21 protein-coding genes are annotated in these 19,679 nt (G+C 40.9%); 17 read left to right on the top strand and 4 right to left on the bottom strand.

Annotated elements, in window-relative coordinates; all coding sequences use genetic code 11:
• The first annotated feature begins 105 nt into the window (after positions 1-105).
• Entirely contained in the window at positions 106-798 is a 693-nt protein-coding gene (locus AT15_RS06245; protein ID WP_068347550.1) for an AraC family transcriptional regulator, read from the top strand.
• Positions 799-845: 47 nt separating this feature from the next.
• Positions 846-1,361 (top strand): cob(I)yrinic acid a,c-diamide adenosyltransferase, encoded by a 516-nt coding sequence (cobO, locus tag AT15_RS06240; protein WP_068347548.1) that lies wholly within the window; start codon positions 846-848, stop codon positions 1,359-1,361.
• A 4-nt stretch (positions 1,362-1,365) separates the two neighbouring features.
• Here cobO and AT15_RS06235 read toward each other — a convergent pair whose 3' ends face one another.
• Positions 1,366-2,139 carry an HAD-IIA family hydrolase gene (locus AT15_RS06235; RefSeq protein ID WP_068347546.1) on the bottom strand — a complete coding sequence of 258 codons (774 nt, stop codon included), beginning with the start codon at positions 2,137-2,139 and terminating at the stop codon, positions 1,366-1,368.
• 74 nt (positions 2,140-2,213) lie between these two features.
• Here AT15_RS06235 and AT15_RS06230 point away from each other — a divergent pair, with 74 nt between their 5' ends.
• From AT15_RS06230 to galT, 3 genes are all read left to right on the top strand, one after another.
• On the top strand, positions 2,214-2,963 hold the full coding sequence (locus tag AT15_RS06230) for a metallophosphoesterase (protein ID WP_068347544.1): 750 nt from the start codon (positions 2,214-2,216) through the stop codon (positions 2,961-2,963).
• Positions 2,964-3,035: 72 nt separating this feature from the next.
• A complete protein-coding gene (locus tag AT15_RS06225) occupies positions 3,036-3,275 on the top strand; it encodes a glutaredoxin family protein (RefSeq protein WP_068347542.1) in 240 nt (79 codons plus the stop codon).
• Positions 3,276-3,387: 112 nt separating this feature from the next.
• On the top strand, positions 3,388-4,335 hold the full coding sequence (gene galT / locus AT15_RS06220; protein WP_068347540.1) for a galactose-1-phosphate uridylyltransferase: 948 nt from the start codon (positions 3,388-3,390) through the stop codon (positions 4,333-4,335).
• Positions 4,336-4,339: 4 nt separating this feature from the next.
• Here the strand turns inward: galT and AT15_RS06215 are convergent, their stop codons facing one another.
• Both AT15_RS06215 and AT15_RS06210 read right to left on the bottom strand, forming a co-directional pair.
• Positions 4,340-5,554 carry a radical SAM protein gene (locus tag AT15_RS06215; RefSeq protein ID WP_068347538.1) on the bottom strand — a complete coding sequence of 405 codons (1,215 nt, stop codon included), beginning with the start codon at positions 5,552-5,554 and terminating at the stop codon, positions 4,340-4,342.
• A gap of 56 nt (positions 5,555-5,610) precedes the next feature.
• Complete coding sequence (locus AT15_RS06210; protein ID WP_068347536.1) at positions 5,611-6,057, bottom strand: hypothetical protein; 447 nt, start codon at positions 6,055-6,057, stop codon at positions 5,611-5,613.
• 148 nt (positions 6,058-6,205) lie between these two features.
• Here AT15_RS06210 and AT15_RS06205 point away from each other — a divergent pair, with 148 nt between their 5' ends.
• Positions 6,206-7,219 (top strand): protease inhibitor I42 family protein, encoded by a 1,014-nt coding sequence (locus AT15_RS06205; protein ID WP_068347534.1) that lies wholly within the window; start codon positions 6,206-6,208, stop codon positions 7,217-7,219.
• A 172-nt stretch (positions 7,220-7,391) separates the two neighbouring features.
• On the opposite strand, the gene AT15_RS06200 is transcribed toward AT15_RS06205, so the two are convergent.
• On the bottom strand, positions 7,392-8,129 hold the full coding sequence (locus AT15_RS06200) for an SPL family radical SAM protein (protein ID WP_068347532.1): 738 nt from the start codon (positions 8,127-8,129) through the stop codon (positions 7,392-7,394).
• 114 nt (positions 8,130-8,243) lie between these two features.
• Between AT15_RS06200 and galK the strand changes: the two genes are divergently transcribed.
• The 11 genes from galK (at position 8,244) to AT15_RS06145 (ending at position 19,571) form a co-directional block, all read left to right on the top strand.
• Complete coding sequence (gene galK, locus AT15_RS06195) at positions 8,244-9,332, top strand: galactokinase (protein WP_068347530.1); 1,089 nt, start codon at positions 8,244-8,246, stop codon at positions 9,330-9,332.
• A gap of 357 nt (positions 9,333-9,689) precedes the next feature.
• Complete coding sequence (locus AT15_RS06190; protein ID WP_068347528.1) at positions 9,690-10,136, top strand: FeoA family protein; 447 nt, start codon at positions 9,690-9,692, stop codon at positions 10,134-10,136.
• Between the two features lies 1 nt (position 10,137).
• Positions 10,138-12,120: a ferrous iron transport protein B gene (gene feoB, locus AT15_RS06185; RefSeq protein WP_068347526.1), complete on the top strand. Its 1,983-nt coding sequence runs from the start codon at positions 10,138-10,140 to the stop codon at positions 12,118-12,120.
• Complete coding sequence (locus AT15_RS06180) at positions 12,117-12,500, top strand: hypothetical protein (protein WP_068347524.1); 384 nt, start codon at positions 12,117-12,119, stop codon at positions 12,498-12,500. The genes feoB and AT15_RS06180 overlap by 4 nt, the downstream gene beginning before the upstream one ends.
• A gap of 99 nt (positions 12,501-12,599) precedes the next feature.
• Positions 12,600-13,217, top strand: coding sequence for a response regulator (locus tag AT15_RS06175; RefSeq protein ID WP_068347521.1), 618 nt, complete (start codon positions 12,600-12,602; stop codon positions 13,215-13,217).
• A gap of 2 nt (positions 13,218-13,219) precedes the next feature.
• Positions 13,220-13,669, top strand: coding sequence for a potassium channel family protein (locus AT15_RS06170; RefSeq protein WP_068347556.1), 450 nt, complete (start codon positions 13,220-13,222; stop codon positions 13,667-13,669).
• Positions 13,666-14,328 carry an NAD-binding protein gene (locus AT15_RS06165; protein WP_068347519.1) on the top strand — a complete coding sequence of 221 codons (663 nt, stop codon included), beginning with the start codon at positions 13,666-13,668 and terminating at the stop codon, positions 14,326-14,328. The genes AT15_RS06170 and AT15_RS06165 overlap by 4 nt, the downstream gene beginning before the upstream one ends.
• On the top strand, positions 14,329-15,831 hold the full coding sequence (locus tag AT15_RS06160; RefSeq protein WP_068347516.1) for a TrkH family potassium uptake protein: 1,503 nt from the start codon (positions 14,329-14,331) through the stop codon (positions 15,829-15,831).
• A 14-nt stretch (positions 15,832-15,845) separates the two neighbouring features.
• Complete coding sequence (gene hisS, locus AT15_RS06155) at positions 15,846-17,105, top strand: histidine--tRNA ligase (protein WP_068347513.1); 1,260 nt, start codon at positions 15,846-15,848, stop codon at positions 17,103-17,105.
• Between the two features lie 131 nt (positions 17,106-17,236).
• Positions 17,237-17,983 (top strand): DUF4912 domain-containing protein, encoded by a 747-nt coding sequence (locus AT15_RS06150; RefSeq protein WP_068347511.1) that lies wholly within the window; start codon positions 17,237-17,239, stop codon positions 17,981-17,983.
• Positions 17,976-19,571: a glycoside hydrolase family 57 protein gene (locus AT15_RS06145; protein ID WP_068347510.1), complete on the top strand. Its 1,596-nt coding sequence runs from the start codon at positions 17,976-17,978 to the stop codon at positions 19,569-19,571. Before AT15_RS06150 ends, AT15_RS06145 begins: the two co-directional genes overlap by 8 nt.
• Positions 19,572-19,679 lie beyond the last annotated feature (108 nt).

Here is a 19,679-nt window from a genome sequence, read left to right as displayed (position 1 = left end):
AGTACTGGTTAACCGATGTAGCGTTCCTGGGTTTCCCCGGATATCCTACTATTGACCCTCTAGTACTCCCAGGATGGAAGAGGGATTCTGAGTAACTGTAGCTCTTTGGCTAATCGAAACACTGTTCCTCTCTTCCTCCTGACTGCCTCCTTTATTTTATCCTACATCGAAAAACGCGAAAAGGCTTTGATGATATTGTTCCAGCTCCTGAAAGACAAAGCATGGGAAGGTTCAAAAGCGGTAGAGATCCTTTGTGAAGAGGTTTTAACGGCGCTCGAACTGTGCAGCAAAGAGCGAAATCATGAAAAGGAGGTTAAAAAGATGGCAAATAAAAACACAGGACTTCCCGATGTTAGAGTTATAGAGCTCAAACCCATGAAAGTAGCTTATTACAGAGCTGAAAGCGAAAGCCCCGAATTAGATGCCTGGAAAGTACTGCTTGACTGGGCGGAGAAAGAGGGGCTAACCGAGTTAGCCACAACACGTTACTTCGGTTTTGATAATCCTTCTCCTTCACCCGGCAATTCAGTTTATGGATATGAAGTGTGGGTAACTGTTCCAGAAGGGTGCAAGCCTTCCGGAGATATAAGGTTGAAAGATTTCAGCGGAGGGCTCTATGCGGTAACGAGCACATACCTTCCGGATATAGGTGAAAACTGGAAGCGGTTAATTGAATGGGTAAAAGCAAGTGATTATGAATTTGGAACAAGTCAATGCCTGGAAGAAACTATTTCACCTCGAAAGATGCCGGATGAGCAAACGCAGTTTGACCTATACTGTCCCATAAGTATAAAATAATATGTGGGGGAGATCCTCCCCCACATTTTCTTATTGGAGGGTCAAAAATGTTAAAAGGGTTTGTTCATGTGTATACAGGAAACGGTAAGGGGAAAACCACTGCGGCGCTGGGTTTAGCTTTGAGGGCAGTTTGTGCCGGTAAAAAGGTTTTCTTCGGGCAATTTGTAAAGGGCATGACTTACAGTGAATTAAAGGCAGTTGATTTCTTGCCAAATTTCGTCATGGAACAGTTTGGAAGAGCAACTTTTATTCATGGCGAACCCGATGAAGAAGACATAAAGGCTGCGAAGGAAGGCCTTGAAAAGCTCAAAAAGATACTGACAGAAGGAACTTTTGACCTTGTGGTGATGGACGAAGTGAATATAGCGCTGTATTTCAAGCTCCTTACACCTTCCGAAGTAATTGAAGCTGTAAATAACCGTGCGGAACATGTGGAGGTTGTTCTCACAGGCAGGTACGCCCCTGATGAAATTATAGAGCTTGCTGATCTCGTCACGGAAATGAAAGAAATCAAGCATTACTACCAGAAGGGAATAGATGCCCGGAAAGGGATTGAATTTTAGAATACTATTTCATGCTTTTCACTATGTCTTCCAAATTTTTGTATACATGATACGGAGGATCTTCTGGAATCATGTTCGACGTGGTTTCACCAGAAAGAACCAGAATGGTTTCCACACCAGCCCTCAAACCGCATTCTATATCTGTGTAAAGCCTATCCCCTATCATCACTGTTTCTTCTTTTTTCGAGTCGAAATCCCTTATGAGCATTTCCAGAATCTCTTTGTTTGGTTTTCCTATTACGTAGTCTGGTCTTCGGCCTGTTGATGCCTCAACAAGGGCAATAAAACTTCCAACATCAGGGATGGGACCTTTTTCTGTGGGACAGTTTATGTCCGGGTGGGAAGTCACAAAGGGCACTCCCAGCCTGACAAAATCGCAGAATTTCTCTATCTTTTCATAAGTAAGTGTCTTGTCATAAGTCATTACCACAAGGTCGGGCTTTTCATCGACAAGCTCAATTCCACTCCATTGAAAGAGCTTTTCAACAGAAGGCACGGCCAGAAGATATACTCTCTTTTTTGGAAAATTTTCTTTCAGAAAGCGGATTGTTGCTTCCGCCGATGTATAGACATCGAAAAGATTTTCAGGTACTCCCAATCTCACTAATTTATCTACATACTCATCTTTTGTTGCTGAAGAGTTATTCGTGAGAAAAACAAGGTCTGCTCCCATGCTATGAACCTTTTCAGCAAATTCAAGGCTTCCTGGCAGCAGTTTGTTTCCAAGATAAAAGGTTCCATCAAGATCTAAAACAAACAGCCTTTTATTTTCAAACATACTCTCACTCCTTTGCACTTCAAAAAGAGTATATAATATATTCAAAACGAATGGGTTGAAATGGAGGTAGCTTCTTGAAAGGTTTTTTGGGAAGGATTTCTATGGTTTTACTCACATTAATAGTCGCCCTGGCATTTTACAGTCTTGTACTTGAGCCGGAGTTTCTTACAGTAAAATATCTCGAACTATCAAATGATAAAGGTTTAAGGGTTTTGTTCTTCAGCGACCTTCATATGAACAGGCTTTACAGTTTTCATGAAAGGCTTATAAAAAAAGCCAAAGAACTGAATCCAGATTATATCGTATTCGGTGGAGATGCTATAAAGCAAAACACAAACTTTGAGGACCTCGAAAGGTTTTTCACCTCTTTGTCGGAAATAGCGCCTGTTTACGCTGTTGTAGGAAATTGGGACTTTGAAAAGCTCACTGAAATAAAAGCTGTGTACAGAAACTCTGGTGTGCGCCTTCTTGAAGGTAATACCGTAAAATTAGCCGGTGATACCGGGTTCATCAATCTTGTGGGTATGCCATTAAGTGAAAAGTACGCCACACCTGCGAGTAATGATGTTTTGCTTGTAAGCCACTATCCCCATGCAGTGGCAAGGTATTACGGACCTGATCCAATTATTTGCCTATCGGGGCATACTCATGGGGGACAGTTTTATATCCCGCTGCTTTCCGATATTATCCTCAAAAGCAGGTATCCTCTTCTGAAAGGCGAAGGTAAATTTGGAACTTACAGGGTTTTTGTAACCAACGGTGTTGGTTCGTGGGCTCATCTGAGATTTTTGGCTCCTCCTCAGTTTGTTGTTCTTGACTTTTGATATTGACACCTATTTTTGTCGGTGTTATAATTAAAGCGACAATACCCACAGGGGGTATACGGAGGTGAAACGATGAGCCTGAAAATAACAGTTTATTCCACGCCTTCATGCCCATGGTGCAAAAAGGTTAAGCAGTATTTTAAGTCCCTTGGTGTGCCTTTTAAGGACGTGGATGTGAGCAAAGACCCGCGAAAGGCCGAAGAGATGTACCGCAAGAGCGGTCAGATGGGCGTGCCCGTTGTGGTTATGGGCAACCAGGTTATAGTTGGGTTTGATAAGGCTAGGATTGATAAAATCCTCGGAATTTCTTAATAAGCTAAGAAAAGATTATGAAGATTATGGGACGGTTTATACCGTCCCTTTTTATTTCTCTATGGTAATGGTATTCTTTAAGTAAAAGCGCGTAATGAAAGGAATGGTGCTTATGAAAGAACTGAGAAGGAACCCGATTACAGGGGAATGGGTTATAGTTTCTTCTGCGAGGAGTGCAAGGCCCGTTTTGCCTGAAAATGCGTGTCCCCTTTGTCCGGGGGTTTTTGAACTCGAAGAAGATTACGATCTCGCCGTTTTTGACAACAGATTTCCAGCGCTCAGCTTTGATGCACCGGAAATAACCGAGGAGGATTCCATTGTCGAAAAAGCAAGAGCCTTCGGGAAGTGCGAAGTCATAATGTACACTTCCGAACACGAGCTTGCTGTTCCAGATATGCCCGTGAAACAGCTTGCCAAGTTAATAGAAGTCTGGTGTGATAGGTACAGGGATCTTTCAAGGAATAAAGATCTAAAATACATATATATTTTTGAGAACCGGGGCAGAGAAGTGGGAGCAACCCTTGACCACGCTCACGGACAGCTTTATGCTTTCCCATACCTGCCGCCAAGGGTGGAGAGGAAAGTTAACTATACCAGAGAACAATATTTTTTGAATGGTAACTGCACGCTGTGTGATATGTTGAAAAATATCCCCGAAAAAAACATAGTTAAAAAAGGGCATTATTTTGTAAGTCTCGTGCCTCCATATGCGCGATTTCCGTATGAATGCCACATTTATCCTCTGCGCCACGTTTCATACCTGACCGACCTGACAGGTGAAGAGAAATGGGAACTGGCAGAATTCATCCGGGACGTCGCAAAACGCTACGATTGGCTTTTTGAAGAAAAATTCCCTTATATGATGATGCTTTTCTCAGCACCTTATAACACAGATGAGTTATATGATGAGTTTTTCCATTTCCACATTGAGTTTAATCCGCCAAAACGCTCAAAAGACAAGATGAAGTGGATGGCAAGTGTTGAAACTGGAAGCTGGAATTTTATCAATCCTGCATCACCGGAAGAAGTGGCAAGAGAGCTTAGAGAAGCTTTGGATTAGAACTTCAAATCAGGTTTTGAGTTCCCTCGCTCCTTAATTGACGCCAGAGGGGATCTATATAGGCATAAGTTAGCCATTCTTCTAATTGATGAAGTTTTTTTCGCCCTTTATGGGTTAGCAAATAAAGCTCGTTCCTTTTCGTTAAATACCCCCTGAACCTTAACGATTCCAGCAGTAAGCGGAGCTTTTTTCTTGATTTCGGGAAGTATCTGATTAAACTGTTAAAATCGAGCTGTCCGGTATAAAGCGACCAGAAAGAATAATACAGCGCACCTTGAAATGCGCTAAGGTGGAAAAGAGAGCCTATGGGCAGTTTCCTTCTTTCCAGATTTTCGCGATAGCGAGCCAGTGAAAAGGTGTTTGTGGCGAACACATAACCGGTAAAGGTAGAAGCGCTAAGTCCCAGGCCGAGGTAGAATTCCCTTGCAACTGAAGTATATCTCTTCTTCAAATCCTTCCTCACATAAGTCCAGAGGGTATCTCTTCTGTAACCATTCTTATCTGCAATCTCATCAAGCGTGTCAAATACCTTAAATTCCCTTCGGCTGCGATTTCTTGTGCCTTTGAACTTAGTATATGAAAAGCGCATCATAGGGTATACGGAAATTTGCTGTGGTGAAAGCCTCATGACATTTTCCAGATCTGCATGTGCGACTTTATCTGAAAATCTTAGCGGGTCAAAGACCACATCAACATCGACAAAGTCAAAATCTAAGTCGAGGGCGTTTTTAAGGGCAAGGTAATTATCTCTTGCACTATGGTCGCGTCCAAAGTGTATTAGCACCTCATCGTTGAACGATTGAAGGCCCAAACTGATGTAGTTAACACCCAGATCTTTTATCCTTTTTAGCTTTTGAAGAGTAGCATCAAGGGGATGAACTTCCAGAGCGATTTCACGCGAAACCCGTTCTCGCAAAAATTCAAATATCCCAGCTAGCAAATCCAGGTCATCCGAAGGAGTTCCCCCGCCTATATACAATGAGTCAAAAAGCTTTATTTCATGCAACGATAATTCTTTTTTGATAAGGTTTACATAATCTCTTGCTAAAACAGCATCATATTTTATTTTGTGATATGGGCAAAAATCGCAAAAGTGTTTGCAAAAAGGAATGTGAAGGTATAAACCCACATTTTCAGAAGGAAAAACATACTTCGCCAGACCAAAATCTTTCGAAGGTTTGGCAAACAATTTGGAGTACATCTTCAGAATTTCAAACATTAAAAAACCTTCTATTTTCTGTTAAAAAGCCAAATGATATCTGTTAAACAGAAGAATTATTTTCGCTTAATGAGCATGAAAACCCCAAAAGCAATAAGCGCAATACCAAAAAGCGTTCCTGCCCCGACATTTGCAAAGCTGGAAACCAAAAAGATAATTGTTAAAGTGCTCAGAATACCGATTGGGTATAGAAGCCCTCTATCTTTCTTTTCCTGCGCAAGATACAGTTGAAGCAATCCAAAAGCAGGAGCAAAGTTATAAAGAGCCCAACCGCCTGCTTCGGTAAAGCCCGGAAAAAGCGTTTCAATTGTCAAAATAGATGCAACAACCAGTATAACACCAGCAGGGACGAGCAATCCTGGAATGTTTTTACGCAAACCTCTTTCTTCCATTAATACGCCCGGAAGCCAGACAAACAGAAGCCAGAAATTCAAGCCAAACTGCGGGAGAAAAATAAAAACTGCACCCATAATTATGAGTATCAAACCAAACACCAATGTCATATTCCTAACCCCCGTTCATTCCCAATCGTTTCGTAAGTTTTTTACACCTTTTATGATAACATATCTTAATTATCTGCAATTATATTGCTGATGAGCAAATGAACCACATGGTTGTTCTTTAAGTCATTAAATTGATGGGGGTGGATATATGAGAAAAGCTTTTTTGCTTGCATTTTCAATGGTGTTATTTGGTATTCTTGGATTTTCTGCTATCCACACAATATCGGAAACTGCAAATATCATAGGGCTTTTGGATAAAGCTGTTATTGAATTGTATGAAAATCCTTCAACAGGCTATTTATGGCACTTTGATATTTTCGGCTCTGATATCATCGAATTTCAAAACAAAAGGGTGGAACCATCTTCAGATTCGACTGCTGTGGGCGCCCCGGTTAAGGTAATCTGGCTTTTCAAAGCTCTAAAAAAGGGAAAAGCCACGATAATTTTCCGGCTTTATAGACCCTGGGAAGGAAAAGAAAACGCTGTTGACCTGAAAGTGTTCAATATTGTTATTGAAGAAACCGAAGAAGCTCCCGATGAGAGAATTCTGGAAGATTGCACCAGTATAGTATATTTAGGCGATGAATTAACCCTTAACCTCGAAGAAAATCCCTCAACAGGATATTCTTGGCATCTTTCAAATTCCAATCCAGAAGTCCTTTCCCTGAGCGAAGAGATTATTACCAAATCTGGAAAGATGCCGGGAGAGCCTGTCATCAAAGAATGGAAATTCAAGGCAATAAACTCCGGTATATGTTTATTGAGCTTCCAATTGAGAAGAAACGCTGACGAAGAGAGTATCGAAGAGCGCTTCATTGTTATCAGAGTTGAAAAGGAAAAGGAGCTGACAGAAATCAAAGAGCTTAAAAAAGGATCAAACACCTTGAATATCGGCGAAACAGTGATACTTTCCCTTGAAGAAAACGCTTCGACCGGGTTTACATGGCATTTAAGCCTTTCCGAAGAAGGTATAGTGAAAATCACGTCAAAAACCATAACCACTCAGGCTCCGCCAGGAGTTCTAGGAGCCCCTTCAATGGTGAGCTGGACTTTCAAAGCTGTCAAGCCCGGAAAAGTTACACTAACGCTGAAAAAATATCGAAGCTGGGAAGGCGAAGAAGCCGCAGTTGAGACGCTAAACTATTTTATTAGCGTAAAATAAAAAGAGCACTCCCTCTATGAAGAAGTAGTGCTCTCTTTACTCAATAATCAAAGTTCAACAATCAGAGGAATTCTTTCAGCCCCTTCTAGAAATGTTTTTCATAAATTCTAACGGGGCGGCTCGTTATAGAAGATGAAAATTTTGCTCTTAAAATTAAGAATTACTGTTTTCTTCAGTTTATATTTTCTTTCCCAAAGATGTTTTCAAAACTCTCTTTTACCTGTTCAAATTTATCCCTGTGTAACCAGCTTTCCCAACCTAACTTTTTGTATAGAGCTCTTACTTGATTAGGGTAGTTCAACGGGTCAAGATGAACACGATCTACTATTTTTTTAAGGCCGTAAGCTAGCTTTTTAGAATTCATAGGTAATACAGGCCCGACAAATATTCCAACATTTATCCCGGCTTCTTTCATCTTTTTTGCTGTTTCCAATCGCTCTTCAAAACTGGGACTTCCCGGCTCCAGAATTTTTCTAACGTCTTCCCGATCACTGGTAATTGTTATATTCACGATAAGCTCTTCAGCCTTTTTCAACAAATCCAGATCCCTCAAAATCAGGGCGGACTTTGTCATGATGAACACCGGTATTCCGCGGGAAATCAATATCTTGAGTATCTCTCTGGTTAGCCTTGTTTTCTTTTCAATATGCTGATACGGGTCACATGCAGAAGAGATGAAGAAGCGTCCCCGGCTTATTTTCGATAGGCTCCCGGGAAGCACATCGGGTATGTTTTTCCTGATCCAGACATCTCTTCCCCACAAGCCTTTTTTATATTTGAAAGCACCGATGAATTTGGCAAAGCAATATTTGCATCCAATGGTGCACCCGATATATGGATTTATTGCGTAATCAGCTACCGGTATGCCAGATTTAGTTATTGGGTTCTTGACGGTCGTTTCGTAAATCATTTCTCTTCCTCCAGGATTTTCCAGTTAGTATTATAAAGCAAACTGTACTTTCTTTTATCAATGCAAAGTGCTATTCTTAGTATGTTGAGGATAGTATGCGAAAGGGGGAATAGTATGGAGTACTATGTTGCACCGGGAAGATTGAATATCATAGGTGAACACACAGATTACAACGGGGGCTTTGTACTCCCTGTAGCAATTGACAGATACGTTCAGGTGGGGATTGAAAAATCAGAAGATGGTTTAGTTCATGTGGAATCGGAAAACTTCGGAAAATTTGATTTCAATCCCGAAGACTTTTCTCCAACTGATTCCTGGAAAGATTACATCATAGGAATCTTTCATGTTCTAAAGGCGGAGAAGGTCATAAAGTTCCCGGGTCTGAAACTGGAGATAAAATCTAATGTCCCTGAAGGTGCAGGATTATCCAGCTCTGCGGCACTCGAAGTGGCAGTTATTACAGCTTTGAATGGTTTCCTGAATTTAGGTCTTACTGATAAAGATAGGTATTTGCTGGCACAAAAGGCAGAGAACGAGTTTGTTGGTGTTAAATGTGGAATTATGGATCAATTTGCATCGGTTATGGGCAAAAAGGACCATGCAATCTTTCTCGATACCGTCAGTATGGAGTATGAATACGTTCCGCTAAAAACACAAGAATACACTCTCGTCGTGATAGATTCTGGTGTTAAGCATAGCCTTTCAGATGGCGGATACAATAAAAGGAGAGAGGAAGCTCAGAAAGCACTTGAAGAATTTGGAGTTAGTAGTTATCGTGAATTGAGCCTTTCACAGCTCTTTATTAAAAGGTCTCAGGTAAGCGAGATAAGTTACAAGAGGGCGATGCATGTGATCACAGAAAACGAGCGTGTAAAGGAAGCTGTCGATATTCTGAAGCATTCAAATTTCGAAAATCTCGGCAGGGTGTTGAATCAGAGCCATGAATCTTTAGCAATAGAGTATGAGGTAAGCTGTGATGAAATAAACTTCATTGTTGATACATTAAAAGAGATCGATGGCGTTACAGGCTGCCGTATGATTGGCGGAGGTTTTGGCGGGTCGGTTTTGGCTATCTGTGAAAAAGCAAAGGTTGGGGAAATATCAAAGGAAGTCAAAGAAAAATACTCCGCTGCATATGGAAAAGAAGCGAAAGTTTATATAGTAAATTCATCGGACGGTGCGAGGAAAGATAAGGTACTTTGAATCATCGAGTCTTTGATACAACGATGCCTGTTCAAGAACAGGGCATATTCGTTGTGGATGATCGGTTGTAAGTTGTACATAACGCTTACTCAAGAAGCAGGTATAGAGTTCAGGGTTTAGAAAGAACACAATATCATAGGCCTCAGGTCTGTTCTTTTCGTTGTAAGGGGTAAATATGATATGGGGGACATACAAGGAAAAGTGCACAACCTACAACGATTTTCTTAAGTTCTTGATCACTTTTTCTTGAAATCTCAGTTTTCTTCCACAAGGACGAAATTAAACCATGTGAAACAACAATGGGGCAATTCATGATAAAATGAATTAATGAGATATAGTCTCAACAAGGTGGTGTCAATGAAAATATCGCTTTCACGGCTTCCGGTTGGTTTCGAAGGAACGATTGTAGAAATAAATGCACCTCATGAATTGAGGGAAAGATTGTTTGGCATGGGTTTTATTAAAGGCCAGCGTGTTAAGGCAATCAGAAGGGCCCCTTTAAGGGACCCTGTTGTTTATTCAATAAAAGGTAGCGAAATTAGCTTGCGAGAAGAGCTTTCTTCCAGAATTGTCGTTGAATCAAGATTTCTTTCTCTGGACTTAGCTGCTCCGGGAGAATACATTGTAGTCTCCCTGATAGGCGGGCGAAGGTTTTTGGAGAAAATGAGTTTTATAGGTATTTCAAAGGGAAATAAGATCAGTGTTACAAGTTCTTTCTCAAGAGGCAAATACGTCAAAGTCAATAGTACCGATGTATTTATTCCCTTCAGACAGGCAATGAGGATAATAGTGGAGGAATTATAAGATGGGTAGCTGTCCCAGTAATAATCTCACGGAAACAAATACTGTCGTTCCAGCAAAATATACCAGTGTCGCCCTTCTTGGAAATCCCAATGTGGGAAAAACCAGCCTTTTCAACGCCCTTACCGGTGCGAGGCAGTATGTGGCTAACTGGCCCGGAGTTACCATTGAAAAGCGCGTTGGAACTTTATTTTATGGTGATAGGTCTTTTAGAATAATTGATTTACCGGGAACGTACACGCTGGGAGCCACGAGCATAGATGAAAAGGTTGCCAGGGATTATCTCCTCTACGAATCTCCAGATCTGGTTGTTGTAGTTACAGATGCCTTGAATCTGGAGAGAAGCCTCTATTTGCTGTTGCAAGTACTTGAACTGAGAGGAAACGTAATTCTTGCTATTAACTCAATAGATGAGGCAAAAAAAGCAGGAATCAGGATTGACAGCAAGGAGTTAAGCAAACATCTTGGCATTCCTGTTGTTTTAACTTCAGCTTTCACAGGCGAGGGAATTGAAAATTTGAAAGAGGCCATGTTGAAGATAAGCCGATCTGGCATTCACGTACATTACCTTTTCCCCGATCATATTGAAGGATTAATCTCAAAATTATCGTCAAGCTTAAAACTGAAAAACGAATTGAGAAACTTCGATTCACGCTGGCTTTCTATAAAGATACTCGAAAGAGATAAAGAAGTTATGGAATTAACTGGCATAGATCCTGATGTTGATTATTCTGCAGACATAGCAAATGCTCGTTATGAATTTATCAAAGAGCTGCTGAAAGATTCTTACAGGGATTCAAAAAAGCACTACTGGGATTTAAATACTGCCATAGACCATGTGATTACGCACAAATACCTTGGTATTCTTATCTTTTTTGCCATCATGTATCTCGTCTTTCAAATAACATACGGCTTTGCAGAGCCATTTACCACACTCATTGAAAAAGGCTTTGATACTCTGGGAGCTTTTGTAGATAAATCCATTCCCATCCCCTGGCTGGCTTCTTTGCTTTCTGATGGAGTTATCGGGGGGGTTGGAGCGGTTATTACTTTTGTGCCAAGCATCTTTATTCTATTTTTGGCTCTTGGGGTCCTTGAAGAAACCGGCTACCTGCCAAGGGCGGCTTTTGTGGTTGACAGGATCATGTATTCCATGAAGCTGAGCGGAAGATCCTTTATGTCAATGTTGCTTGGTTTCGGATGTAATGTTTCCTCTATAATGTCAACGAGAACTATATCCGAACCGCAGGAGCGGATAGTAACGATATTGGTCTCCCCGTTCATAAGTTGTAGCGCAAGGTTACCCGTATATATCATGATAGCGAGCATTTTTTTTGGAAAAGCCGCGGGTCTTGCCATCTTTTCCCTTTATGTGCTGAGCGTGCTTTTTACTTTTGGTTCTGCACTGTTATTCAACAAACTTCTTTTCAAAGGAAAACCTTCTCCCATGATCATGGAATTGCCAAGATACAGAAAGCCTACACTCAGGTCACTAATGTTGTATACATGGAACCGTGGCAAGCACTTTCTTGAAAAAGCTGGTACTATAATCCTTGCAGCCTCAATAGTAATCTGGTTGCTTTCATATTTCCCAACAGGCGATATCCTTACCAGTTTTGCGTCAGTTTTGGGCAAAAGCCTTGAACCCTTATTTAGACCCCTTGGCTTTACCTGGCAAATGGTAACATCTCTCATCTTTGGTGGAGCAGCCAAAGAGGTCATCGTATCAAGCCTTTCGACCCTTTATGGAGCTACCTTACTACCGGGCATTTCCGGATTGGCCGTATTATCTTCCCAGATAAATCCAGCTGTCGCTTTCGGTTTTCTTGTTTTCGTGCTGCTGTATTTCCCCTGTTTCGCTACAATCGCTGCCATAAAAAATGAGTCAGGAAGCTGGAAATATGTATGGATAACCGTTTTGTATGGCTTTGGAGTGGCATATCTTCTGGCTCTTGTAATAAAGTTAATTGGAGGGGCTTTCTTATGAGTGCTCGCAATGTGACCATCCTTTTGATTTTCTTTACGGTGCTTTTGAGTTTCATAGCATTAAATACAATCTTTGGCCTTTTTCTGGTAGATACTAATCCTGCATTTGGCATAATAATATTTGTAAACGCCCTTATATATTTTTACGGTCTCTTCGAAAGCAATAGCGACCCAAAGAGAAGAAAAGCTCATCTTCTTATCGGCAGCTACTTTTCTTATTTGCTCGCTATTTTCCAGCTTCTTTTTGTTTTTGCTTCATGGTTAAACGGGAGAATAGAGGGTTATTGCAGTATAAACCTGCAAGCCTTGAATCTCCCCCTTGTGGTAACTGGATTAATCGCTTCTTTCGTTAACGAACAAGTCAAGAAAGCTTACAATTAAAGCCATTTTTCACTGTTAGTATTTGAAGTCAGATGAGCTTGCTTTAACTTGAAGCCTCTGATTGTGGTAATATTTTTTTGTGTCTATGGAGGTGAAGCCATGGCAAAAATATACGCAATAGATGATGAGTCGAGTATCAGGCGCCTAATCAAGATGATCATGGAAGAGCAAAACCACGAAGTTACAACCTTTGCAACTGCCGAAGAAGGATTAAAAGCAATAGAAGAAGAATCTCCGGATCTGCTTTTTACAGATCTCGGGTTACCGGAGATGAATGGCATTGAACTTATAAAGATCGTAGAAGAAAGGTTGTATTCTTTTCCCATTGTAGTTGTGTCAGAGATAACAGTGGCTGATGTGATCATTGAAGCTTTCAAGCATGGAATCTGTGATTTTATAACTAAGCCTTTTACTCCAACTGAACTAATTGAAAGCTTTGAAAAATGCTATATAAGCACCGAAACCCTTTCAAAGAAGAAGAAAGAAGTCATTTCTTTAATAGAAGCAGGGGGAAATCTACGGGCCAGTAAGCTGGTTTCGAAGCTTTTCGCTAATTTCCCTAATTCCCCTGTACCACATTATCTTTTTGCACTGTTGGCTTTTTCGTGGAACAAAGAATTAGCCAGAAGGCATCTGAACGCAGCACTTGCCCTTGATCCAGATTATGAAGAAGCTAAAGAACTGCTTGGCAAAATTGGTTCGGGAGATGAAAATTGATCATGTCAATACTAAACAAGAAAAAAAGCAAAGGCTTATACATAGTCATTTTTGGATGTGGCAGACTTGGATCAGGCATTGCAAATTGGCTTTCTTTGAAAGGTAACAGCGTGGTTGTGGTTGATAGAAGGGAAGAAGCGTTCTCCTCTTTGTCTTTTGAATTCACTGGATTTACAATAATTGGCGATGCCACAGAACTGGATACTCTGGAAACCGCTAAAGTTGAAAAGGCAGATGTTGTACTTGCACTGACTCCTGATGATAACACAAACATAATGACTGCTCTTATTGCAAAAGAGTATTTCAAGGTCTCCAGAGTCATAGCACGCGTTTATGACCCAAATAATATTGATATGTTTTCGGAATTCGGTGTTGAAATCATCTGTCCAACACTATTGGCAGTAAAAGAAATCCAAAATTCTCTGGGATTTGCTGGTGGTGATGAAGCTTGAAGGTTTTTCTAATTGGAGGAAGAAATATCGCATATCATTTAGCCAGAAGGCTTTTAAACAAAGGTCATCAAGTAGTACTGGTAAATAAAGACGAGAAGCTGAATGAAGAATTAGCAAAAAGGCTTAAAAAGGCTATCATCATTACCGGTGATGGGAGCAAAAGGCATGTTCTCGAGCAGCTTGAGATAACTTCAAAAGACCTTTTTGTAACGCTCACGCCAAATGACCAGGATAACCTTGTGGCGAGCTTAACGGCAAAAAGAGTTTTTGGAATTGAAAATCCCCTCGCTTTGATCAACGATCCCGACAACGAAGCGGCATTTAAGAAATTGGGCATCGATACAACAGTGAGCCCAACAAATATTATTGCACAAGCGATTGAAGAAAGAATTTTCAAGGAACAAATCACCAATCTTATCCCATCATCTGAACAGATTTCCGTTTTTCGAATAGAAATGGAAGAAGAATCACCCGCTGTCGGGAAAAGGATTATGGAACTGGCGATTCCGCGTGAAAGCGTTATAGGAGCTATTATTAGAGGCGGAGAAACAATTATTCCCCGCGGCGATACCATCATCAAAGGTGGAGACCAGCTTATCGTGCTTAGCAAGCCCACTGTTCAATCCTCAGTTTTTGAAGCATTGCTGGGAGAGGTGTAAATGTACATACTAAGCCTAAAAAAGCGTTATCAAATTGTATTTGGATATATCGGCAACCTGTTTATTTATTTTCCCATTATATTGATGATTCCGGTTTTGTTTTGCTTCTGGTATCCCGAAGAATGGGGCGATAGCCTTTCATTCGTAGCTTCAGCGCTCGTTAGCCTGGCTTTCGGATTCGCTTTCAAATACTGGCTGAAGGTAAAACCCGGAACCCCGATTTCAGTTCAAGAGGGTGCCATTATAGTCGTTTTTGCTTGGGTTTTCGGGATAATTTTTTCCGCTTTACCTTTTATTTTTGCTGGCATTCTCAATTTCTCACAGGCTGTATTTGAAGCGACCAGCGGTTGGACAACGACCGGCCTTACACTGGTAAATGTTACAAAAATCCCTAAGATATTTCTCGTATGGCGTAGTCTGATGCAATTCTTTGGAGGTGCGGGTTTTGCAATTATCATGATGTCAGCCATAGTAGGACCGGGCGGGTTCGGGCTTTACCACGCAGAAGGCAGGGTTGACAACCTTGTGCCGAACGTTAAAAGCTCAGTTCGACGCATACTTGTAATTTACTTCAGCTATGCAATATTCGGTGTAATAGCACTGAAAATGGCAGGAATGGGCTGGTTTGACGCTTTCAACCATTCTCTAACGGGATTGGCAACCGGGGGATTTTCCACCAGAACAGGTTCAATCGGCGAATTCAATAGCGTCCAGATAGAAACGGTTATAATAATCTTGATGTTTCTTGGAACAACGGGTTTCGGCATACATTACGCTCTTTGGAAAGGCAACTTTAAAGCCCTATTAAAAAACGGCGAACCAAAGCTTATGGGAATAACTGTTTTGCTATTTACACCTTTATTAATGGCTTCAACCTTTGGTTTTCTTTTTAACCACGCTTCGGAATCTTTCAGGCACGCTACTTTTCAGGCTGTATCAGCACTTACTGGCACCGGCTTTTCGACGGTTGATTTCGCCAATTGGAGCCAAAAAGGCTTATTTGCCGGACTTTATTTGTTGACCCTTTTAATGATTTTCGGCGGTGATATGGATTCGACCTCTGGCGGTCTCAAACAGTACAGGTTATATGCCCTCATAAAGCTGATTGGCGTGGAAATAAAAGAATTTTTCCTTCCAAGGAGCGCGGTGGTAAAAACCGAAATCTGGAAAGGGGAAAGTAAAAAATATATAGATTCCAGTTTGATAAAAGAAATTCTGATAATCTTTTCACTGTATTTCCTGACATTTGGCATTGGAACAGCGGTGATTTCTTTTTATGGTTATTCGTTGGCTGATTCTGCCTTTGAATACGCATCAGCATTGAGTACTGTCGGGCTTTCTGTTGGCATTACCAGACCCGACGCACCGCTCGGAATAATTTGGACTGAAACAGCGGGAATGTTTCTGGGACGTCTGGAGTTTCTGGTAATTGTATATGGAATAACGAAAATGATAAAAGATGCGAAGCTTGCACTTACAAAAGAAGAAAAACTAAAGGGCTGAAAGGATGGAAGCATATGATTAAGAGAATAAAAGGAACCCAGGATATTTATTTTGAAGAGATGAAATATTGGCACTATGTTGAAAATGCCATAAGAGAAGTTACAAGACTTTACGCTTTTCAGGAGGTCAGGACACCAATTTTTGAAGCTACCGAACTTTTTAAGCGTAGCGTAGGGGAATCCACCGATGTCGTGCAAAAGGAGATGTACACCTTCGAAGACAAAGGTGGAAGATCCATAACTCTCAGGCCCGAAGGTACCGCAAGTGTTGCGAGGGCTTTTGTGGAAAATGGTTTTGTAAACCTTGGCGCACCAATAAAACTTTACTATGTTGGCCCCATGTTCAGATACGAAAGGCCGCAAGCCGGCAGGTTAAGGCAATTTCATCAAATTGGTGTTGAAACACTTGGTTCTTCTCATCCCACAGCCGATTATGAAGTAATAGAATTCGCAATGAATCTCCTGAAAAAATTGAAAATCGATGACGCAAAGCTTTATATAAACACCGTGGGATGCACAAAGTGTCGTCCGAAATATAAGGAAGCCCTTAAGGATTACTATGCTGATAAAATAGACGGTCTTTGCACGGATTGTAAAAGACGCTACAACAGCAATGTAATGCGCCTTCTTGATTGTAAGATTGATGAAGGGGTTGCAGCAAATGCACCGTCAATCCACACATACCTTTGCGATGAATGTTCCAATCACTTCAATGAACTCCAAAAACTGTTAAGTGCTAACGATATTGACTATGAAATAGATCCAAAACTGGTTAGAGGTCTGGACTATTATACAAAAACAGCCTTTGAAATAAGAGCAGAATCCCTCGGTAGTCAAAATCAGATACTCGGTGGTGGCCGGTATGACGGCCTCGTGGAGTATGTTGGTGGGAAAAGCGTTCCAGCAGTTGGCTTTGCAGCAGGAATCGAAAGGATAATAATGGTTTTGAAAAGCATGGGGATCAAGCCCGAAACAGAGGAGATAGCTTCCATTGCAGTTCTGCCGATGTTAGAAAATGCTTTCACACTTGCTTTTGAATACGCAAGGCGTTTAAGGAGAAAAAATATATCCGTTTTTGTAGATGTGATGGACCGGAATCTTCGAAACAGGATGAAGCACGCTTCGAGAATAGGGGCAAAAATAGCTCTTATCATCGGCGAAGAGGAGATCGAAAAAGGTCTTGTAACAGTTAAGATTCTGGAAACCGGTGCACAATTTAAAGTTGATGGGGATTTTATGGCGAATTTTATAGAAGAAAAATTGATTGAATTATAGGATTTAAGGTTATCTCATAAAGAAAATCAAAAATATAACGAGATATCTGACAATATCCACTTGTAATTACCTCTCATGCTGTGATATTATTAAATATAGCTTTTGATGACATGGCACGGGAGGGATTTTTTATGGACCAAAACAAGCTAAAAGAGTTTCTCGATTCGTCTCCAAGCATCCAGGAAATAAGAAAATTCGCTAAAATGCTGGGGCTGAGAATCAGGCGAACTATGAAAAAGCGCGATCTATTGAAGCTACTGAAAAAAGAATTGGAAATGGTAAAAAGCGTTTCTTCTACCACTTCTAAACAACATGAATCTAAAGAGCAGCACCCTTCACTACCAATGGATTTTGATATACCTGATAGTTATGGCAAGGATAAGCTTGTCCTGCTCCCGGTTAACCCAAAGTGGGTTTACGCATACTGGGATTTTTCTTCCGGCTTGATTCAAAGGTTGCTCGCCGAGAAACCGGTGTTAAGGCTTCATGATGTCACAAACATAATTTTCAATGGAAAAAACGCTCATAGAACAAAGGAAATTCAAATTTCATCTTTCGCAGGAAACTGGTATTTTAATGTTGACCTTTCAGATGCGGATTACCTTGCTGAAATAGGATATTACAAATCAGGAGAATTCTTCCCTTTATTACGTTCAAACCTCGTGCGAACACCTTCTGACCATCCCAAATTCGGGAAAACTGAAAAGTGGATAGACCTTTCAGCACGAAAAGCAAGGGAAGTTGTCGTTAGTGATGACGAAAAAAGCTTCTATGAAAAAAACATAGGCGTACCTGTTACCAGTTTTATGAATCCTTCATCGGAAGAATTCGTTAAATATCTCGGAGACCATATAAGTGGTGGTGCCAAGCATGAGTAAGGGGTATTTTGTTTTAATGCTTCATGCACATTTGCCTTATGTCAATCACCCGGATTTTCCCGAATTCATGGAAGAAAAATGGCTTTTTGAAGCCATAAGTGAAACTTATTTGCCTTTGCTGAGAGTTTTCAGAAAACTAAAACAGGATAATATTCCTTATAAAATTACAATGAGCATTACCCCACCACTTATGGAAATGCTTTCCAACCGCGATCTGAAAAGGAAATATCTCTCCCATATTAGCAAGCTCATCGAGCTATCTGAAAAAGAAGTTAAAAGAACTGCTGATGAACATCCCAAAAAGCATAAAATGGCGAAATTCTACCTCGAAGATTTCAAGGCATTGAAAGAGCTGTACGAATCGATAAACGGAGACATTGTTTCAGCCTTTATGGAATTTCAGCGTGATGGAAACCTCGAGATAATAACATGTAATGCAACTCATGGATTTTTACCTTTGATGGCAAGATATCCCGAAGCGGTTAACGCTCAAATTAAGCTCGGGGTTGACACATACCGAAAGCACACGGGTACCCAGCCAAAAGGCATCTGGCTTGCCGAATGCGGTTATATGCCAGGAGTCGATGAACATTTGAAGAGAAACAACCTTTCCTTTTTCTTCGTGGATTCCCACGCCTTATGGTTTTCAGAACCGACAGCAAGATATGGTGTATACAGGCCGGTAATCACTCCTTCAGGAGTTTTTGTGTTTGCGAGGGATCCGGAATCCAGCCAGCAAGTTTGGAGTGCGGAAATTGGATATCCAGGCGATAGCCGTTACAGGGAATTTTACAGAGATGTTGGCTTTGATCGTGAGGATTGGTATGTTGCCCCATATGTTGATCCAAGCGGTGAAAGGCACAACACAGGCATCAAATATCACAAGATAACATCAAAGGATGTGGGTTTGAACCAGAAAGATTATTACGATATCGATGAAGCCTTTAATGCTACCAAAGAGCATGCGCATGATTTCGCAACAAAGAAAAGGGATCAAATCCAGAGGCTCTATGAAGCTTTTGATGGAGTGGAACCTGTTGTTGTAGCCCCTTTTGATGCAGAGCTTTTTGGTCATTGGTGGTTCGAAGGACCCAAATTTATAGAAGAGTTTTTTAGAGCAATTGCCGGTATTAAAGAGATTACTCCTGCAACACCTACTGAAGTGATCGGTCATATAAAAACTATACAGGAAGTGACTCCCGCTGCATCCACCTGGGGTGCCAACGGTTATAATGAAGTATGGTTGAACGGAAAGAATGATTGGATTTATCGGCATCTTGACGAAATGATAGAGAAAATGATCTTTCTGGCAAGAGAATACTACAATGAAAAAGACAGCCTGAAAATTAGAGCCCTTAACCAGATGGCAAGGGAATTGCTGTTAGCTCAATCAAGCGATTGGGCTTTCATAATGACAACAGGAACAACCGTTGAATATGCCGTAAACAGGACAAAAACGCATATTAAAAGGTTCAATGACCTGCTCAACAGACTCAAAAATAATACCCTTGACCCAAATGAATTAGAGACACTTGAGTGGATAGATGGCATTTTCAAGGACATAGATTACAGAATATATGCCGGTTGATTTTCAAATCACGAATGATAGATTTCGCCTGGCGTTTAACGGAAGATTTTTTTCGATACAAGCCATGCACTTTGATTTTTTTTGCTTTAGCTATGATATAATTTGATA

It is taken from the genome of Kosmotoga arenicorallina S304 (assembly GCF_001636545.1).
Classification (GTDB): Bacteria; Thermotogota; Thermotogae; order Petrotogales; family Kosmotogaceae; genus Kosmotoga_B; species Kosmotoga_B arenicorallina.
This window is presented reverse-complemented; position numbering and strand designations above follow the sequence as displayed.

Bases quoted from the DNA above. Each gene is read 5' to 3' on its own strand.
- cobO (WP_068347548.1), top strand. From the start codon at position 846: ATGTTAAAAGGGTTTGTTCATGTGTATACAGGAAACGGTAAGGGGAAA.
- AT15_RS06235 (WP_068347546.1), bottom strand. From the start codon at position 2,139: ATGTTTGAAAATAAAAGGCTGTTTGTTTTAGATCTTGATGGAACCTTT.
- AT15_RS06225 (WP_068347542.1), top strand. From the start codon at position 3,036: ATGAGCCTGAAAATAACAGTTTATTCCACGCCTTCATGCCCATGGTGC.
- galT (WP_068347540.1), top strand. From the start codon at position 3,388: ATGAAAGAACTGAGAAGGAACCCGATTACAGGGGAATGGGTTATAGTT.
- AT15_RS06215 (WP_068347538.1), bottom strand. From the start codon at position 5,554: ATGTTTGAAATTCTGAAGATGTACTCCAAATTGTTTGCCAAACCTTCG.
- AT15_RS06210 (WP_068347536.1), bottom strand. From the start codon at position 6,057: ATGACATTGGTGTTTGGTTTGATACTCATAATTATGGGTGCAGTTTTT.
- AT15_RS06205 (WP_068347534.1), top strand. From the start codon at position 6,206: ATGAGAAAAGCTTTTTTGCTTGCATTTTCAATGGTGTTATTTGGTATT.
- AT15_RS06200 (WP_068347532.1), bottom strand. From the start codon at position 8,129: ATGATTTACGAAACGACCGTCAAGAACCCAATAACTAAATCTGGCATA.
- galK (WP_068347530.1), top strand. From the start codon at position 8,244: ATGGAGTACTATGTTGCACCGGGAAGATTGAATATCATAGGTGAACAC.
- AT15_RS06190 (WP_068347528.1), top strand. From the start codon at position 9,690: ATGAAAATATCGCTTTCACGGCTTCCGGTTGGTTTCGAAGGAACGATT.
- feoB (WP_068347526.1), top strand. From the start codon at position 10,138: ATGGGTAGCTGTCCCAGTAATAATCTCACGGAAACAAATACTGTCGTT.
- AT15_RS06180 (WP_068347524.1), top strand. From the start codon at position 12,117: ATGAGTGCTCGCAATGTGACCATCCTTTTGATTTTCTTTACGGTGCTT.
- AT15_RS06175 (WP_068347521.1), top strand. From the start codon at position 12,600: ATGGCAAAAATATACGCAATAGATGATGAGTCGAGTATCAGGCGCCTA.
- AT15_RS06170 (WP_068347556.1), top strand. From the start codon at position 13,220: ATGTCAATACTAAACAAGAAAAAAAGCAAAGGCTTATACATAGTCATT.
- AT15_RS06160 (WP_068347516.1), top strand. From the start codon at position 14,329: ATGTACATACTAAGCCTAAAAAAGCGTTATCAAATTGTATTTGGATAT.
- hisS (WP_068347513.1), top strand. From the start codon at position 15,846: ATGATTAAGAGAATAAAAGGAACCCAGGATATTTATTTTGAAGAGATG.
- AT15_RS06150 (WP_068347511.1), top strand. From the start codon at position 17,237: ATGGACCAAAACAAGCTAAAAGAGTTTCTCGATTCGTCTCCAAGCATC.
- AT15_RS06145 (WP_068347510.1), top strand. From the start codon at position 17,976: ATGAGTAAGGGGTATTTTGTTTTAATGCTTCATGCACATTTGCCTTAT.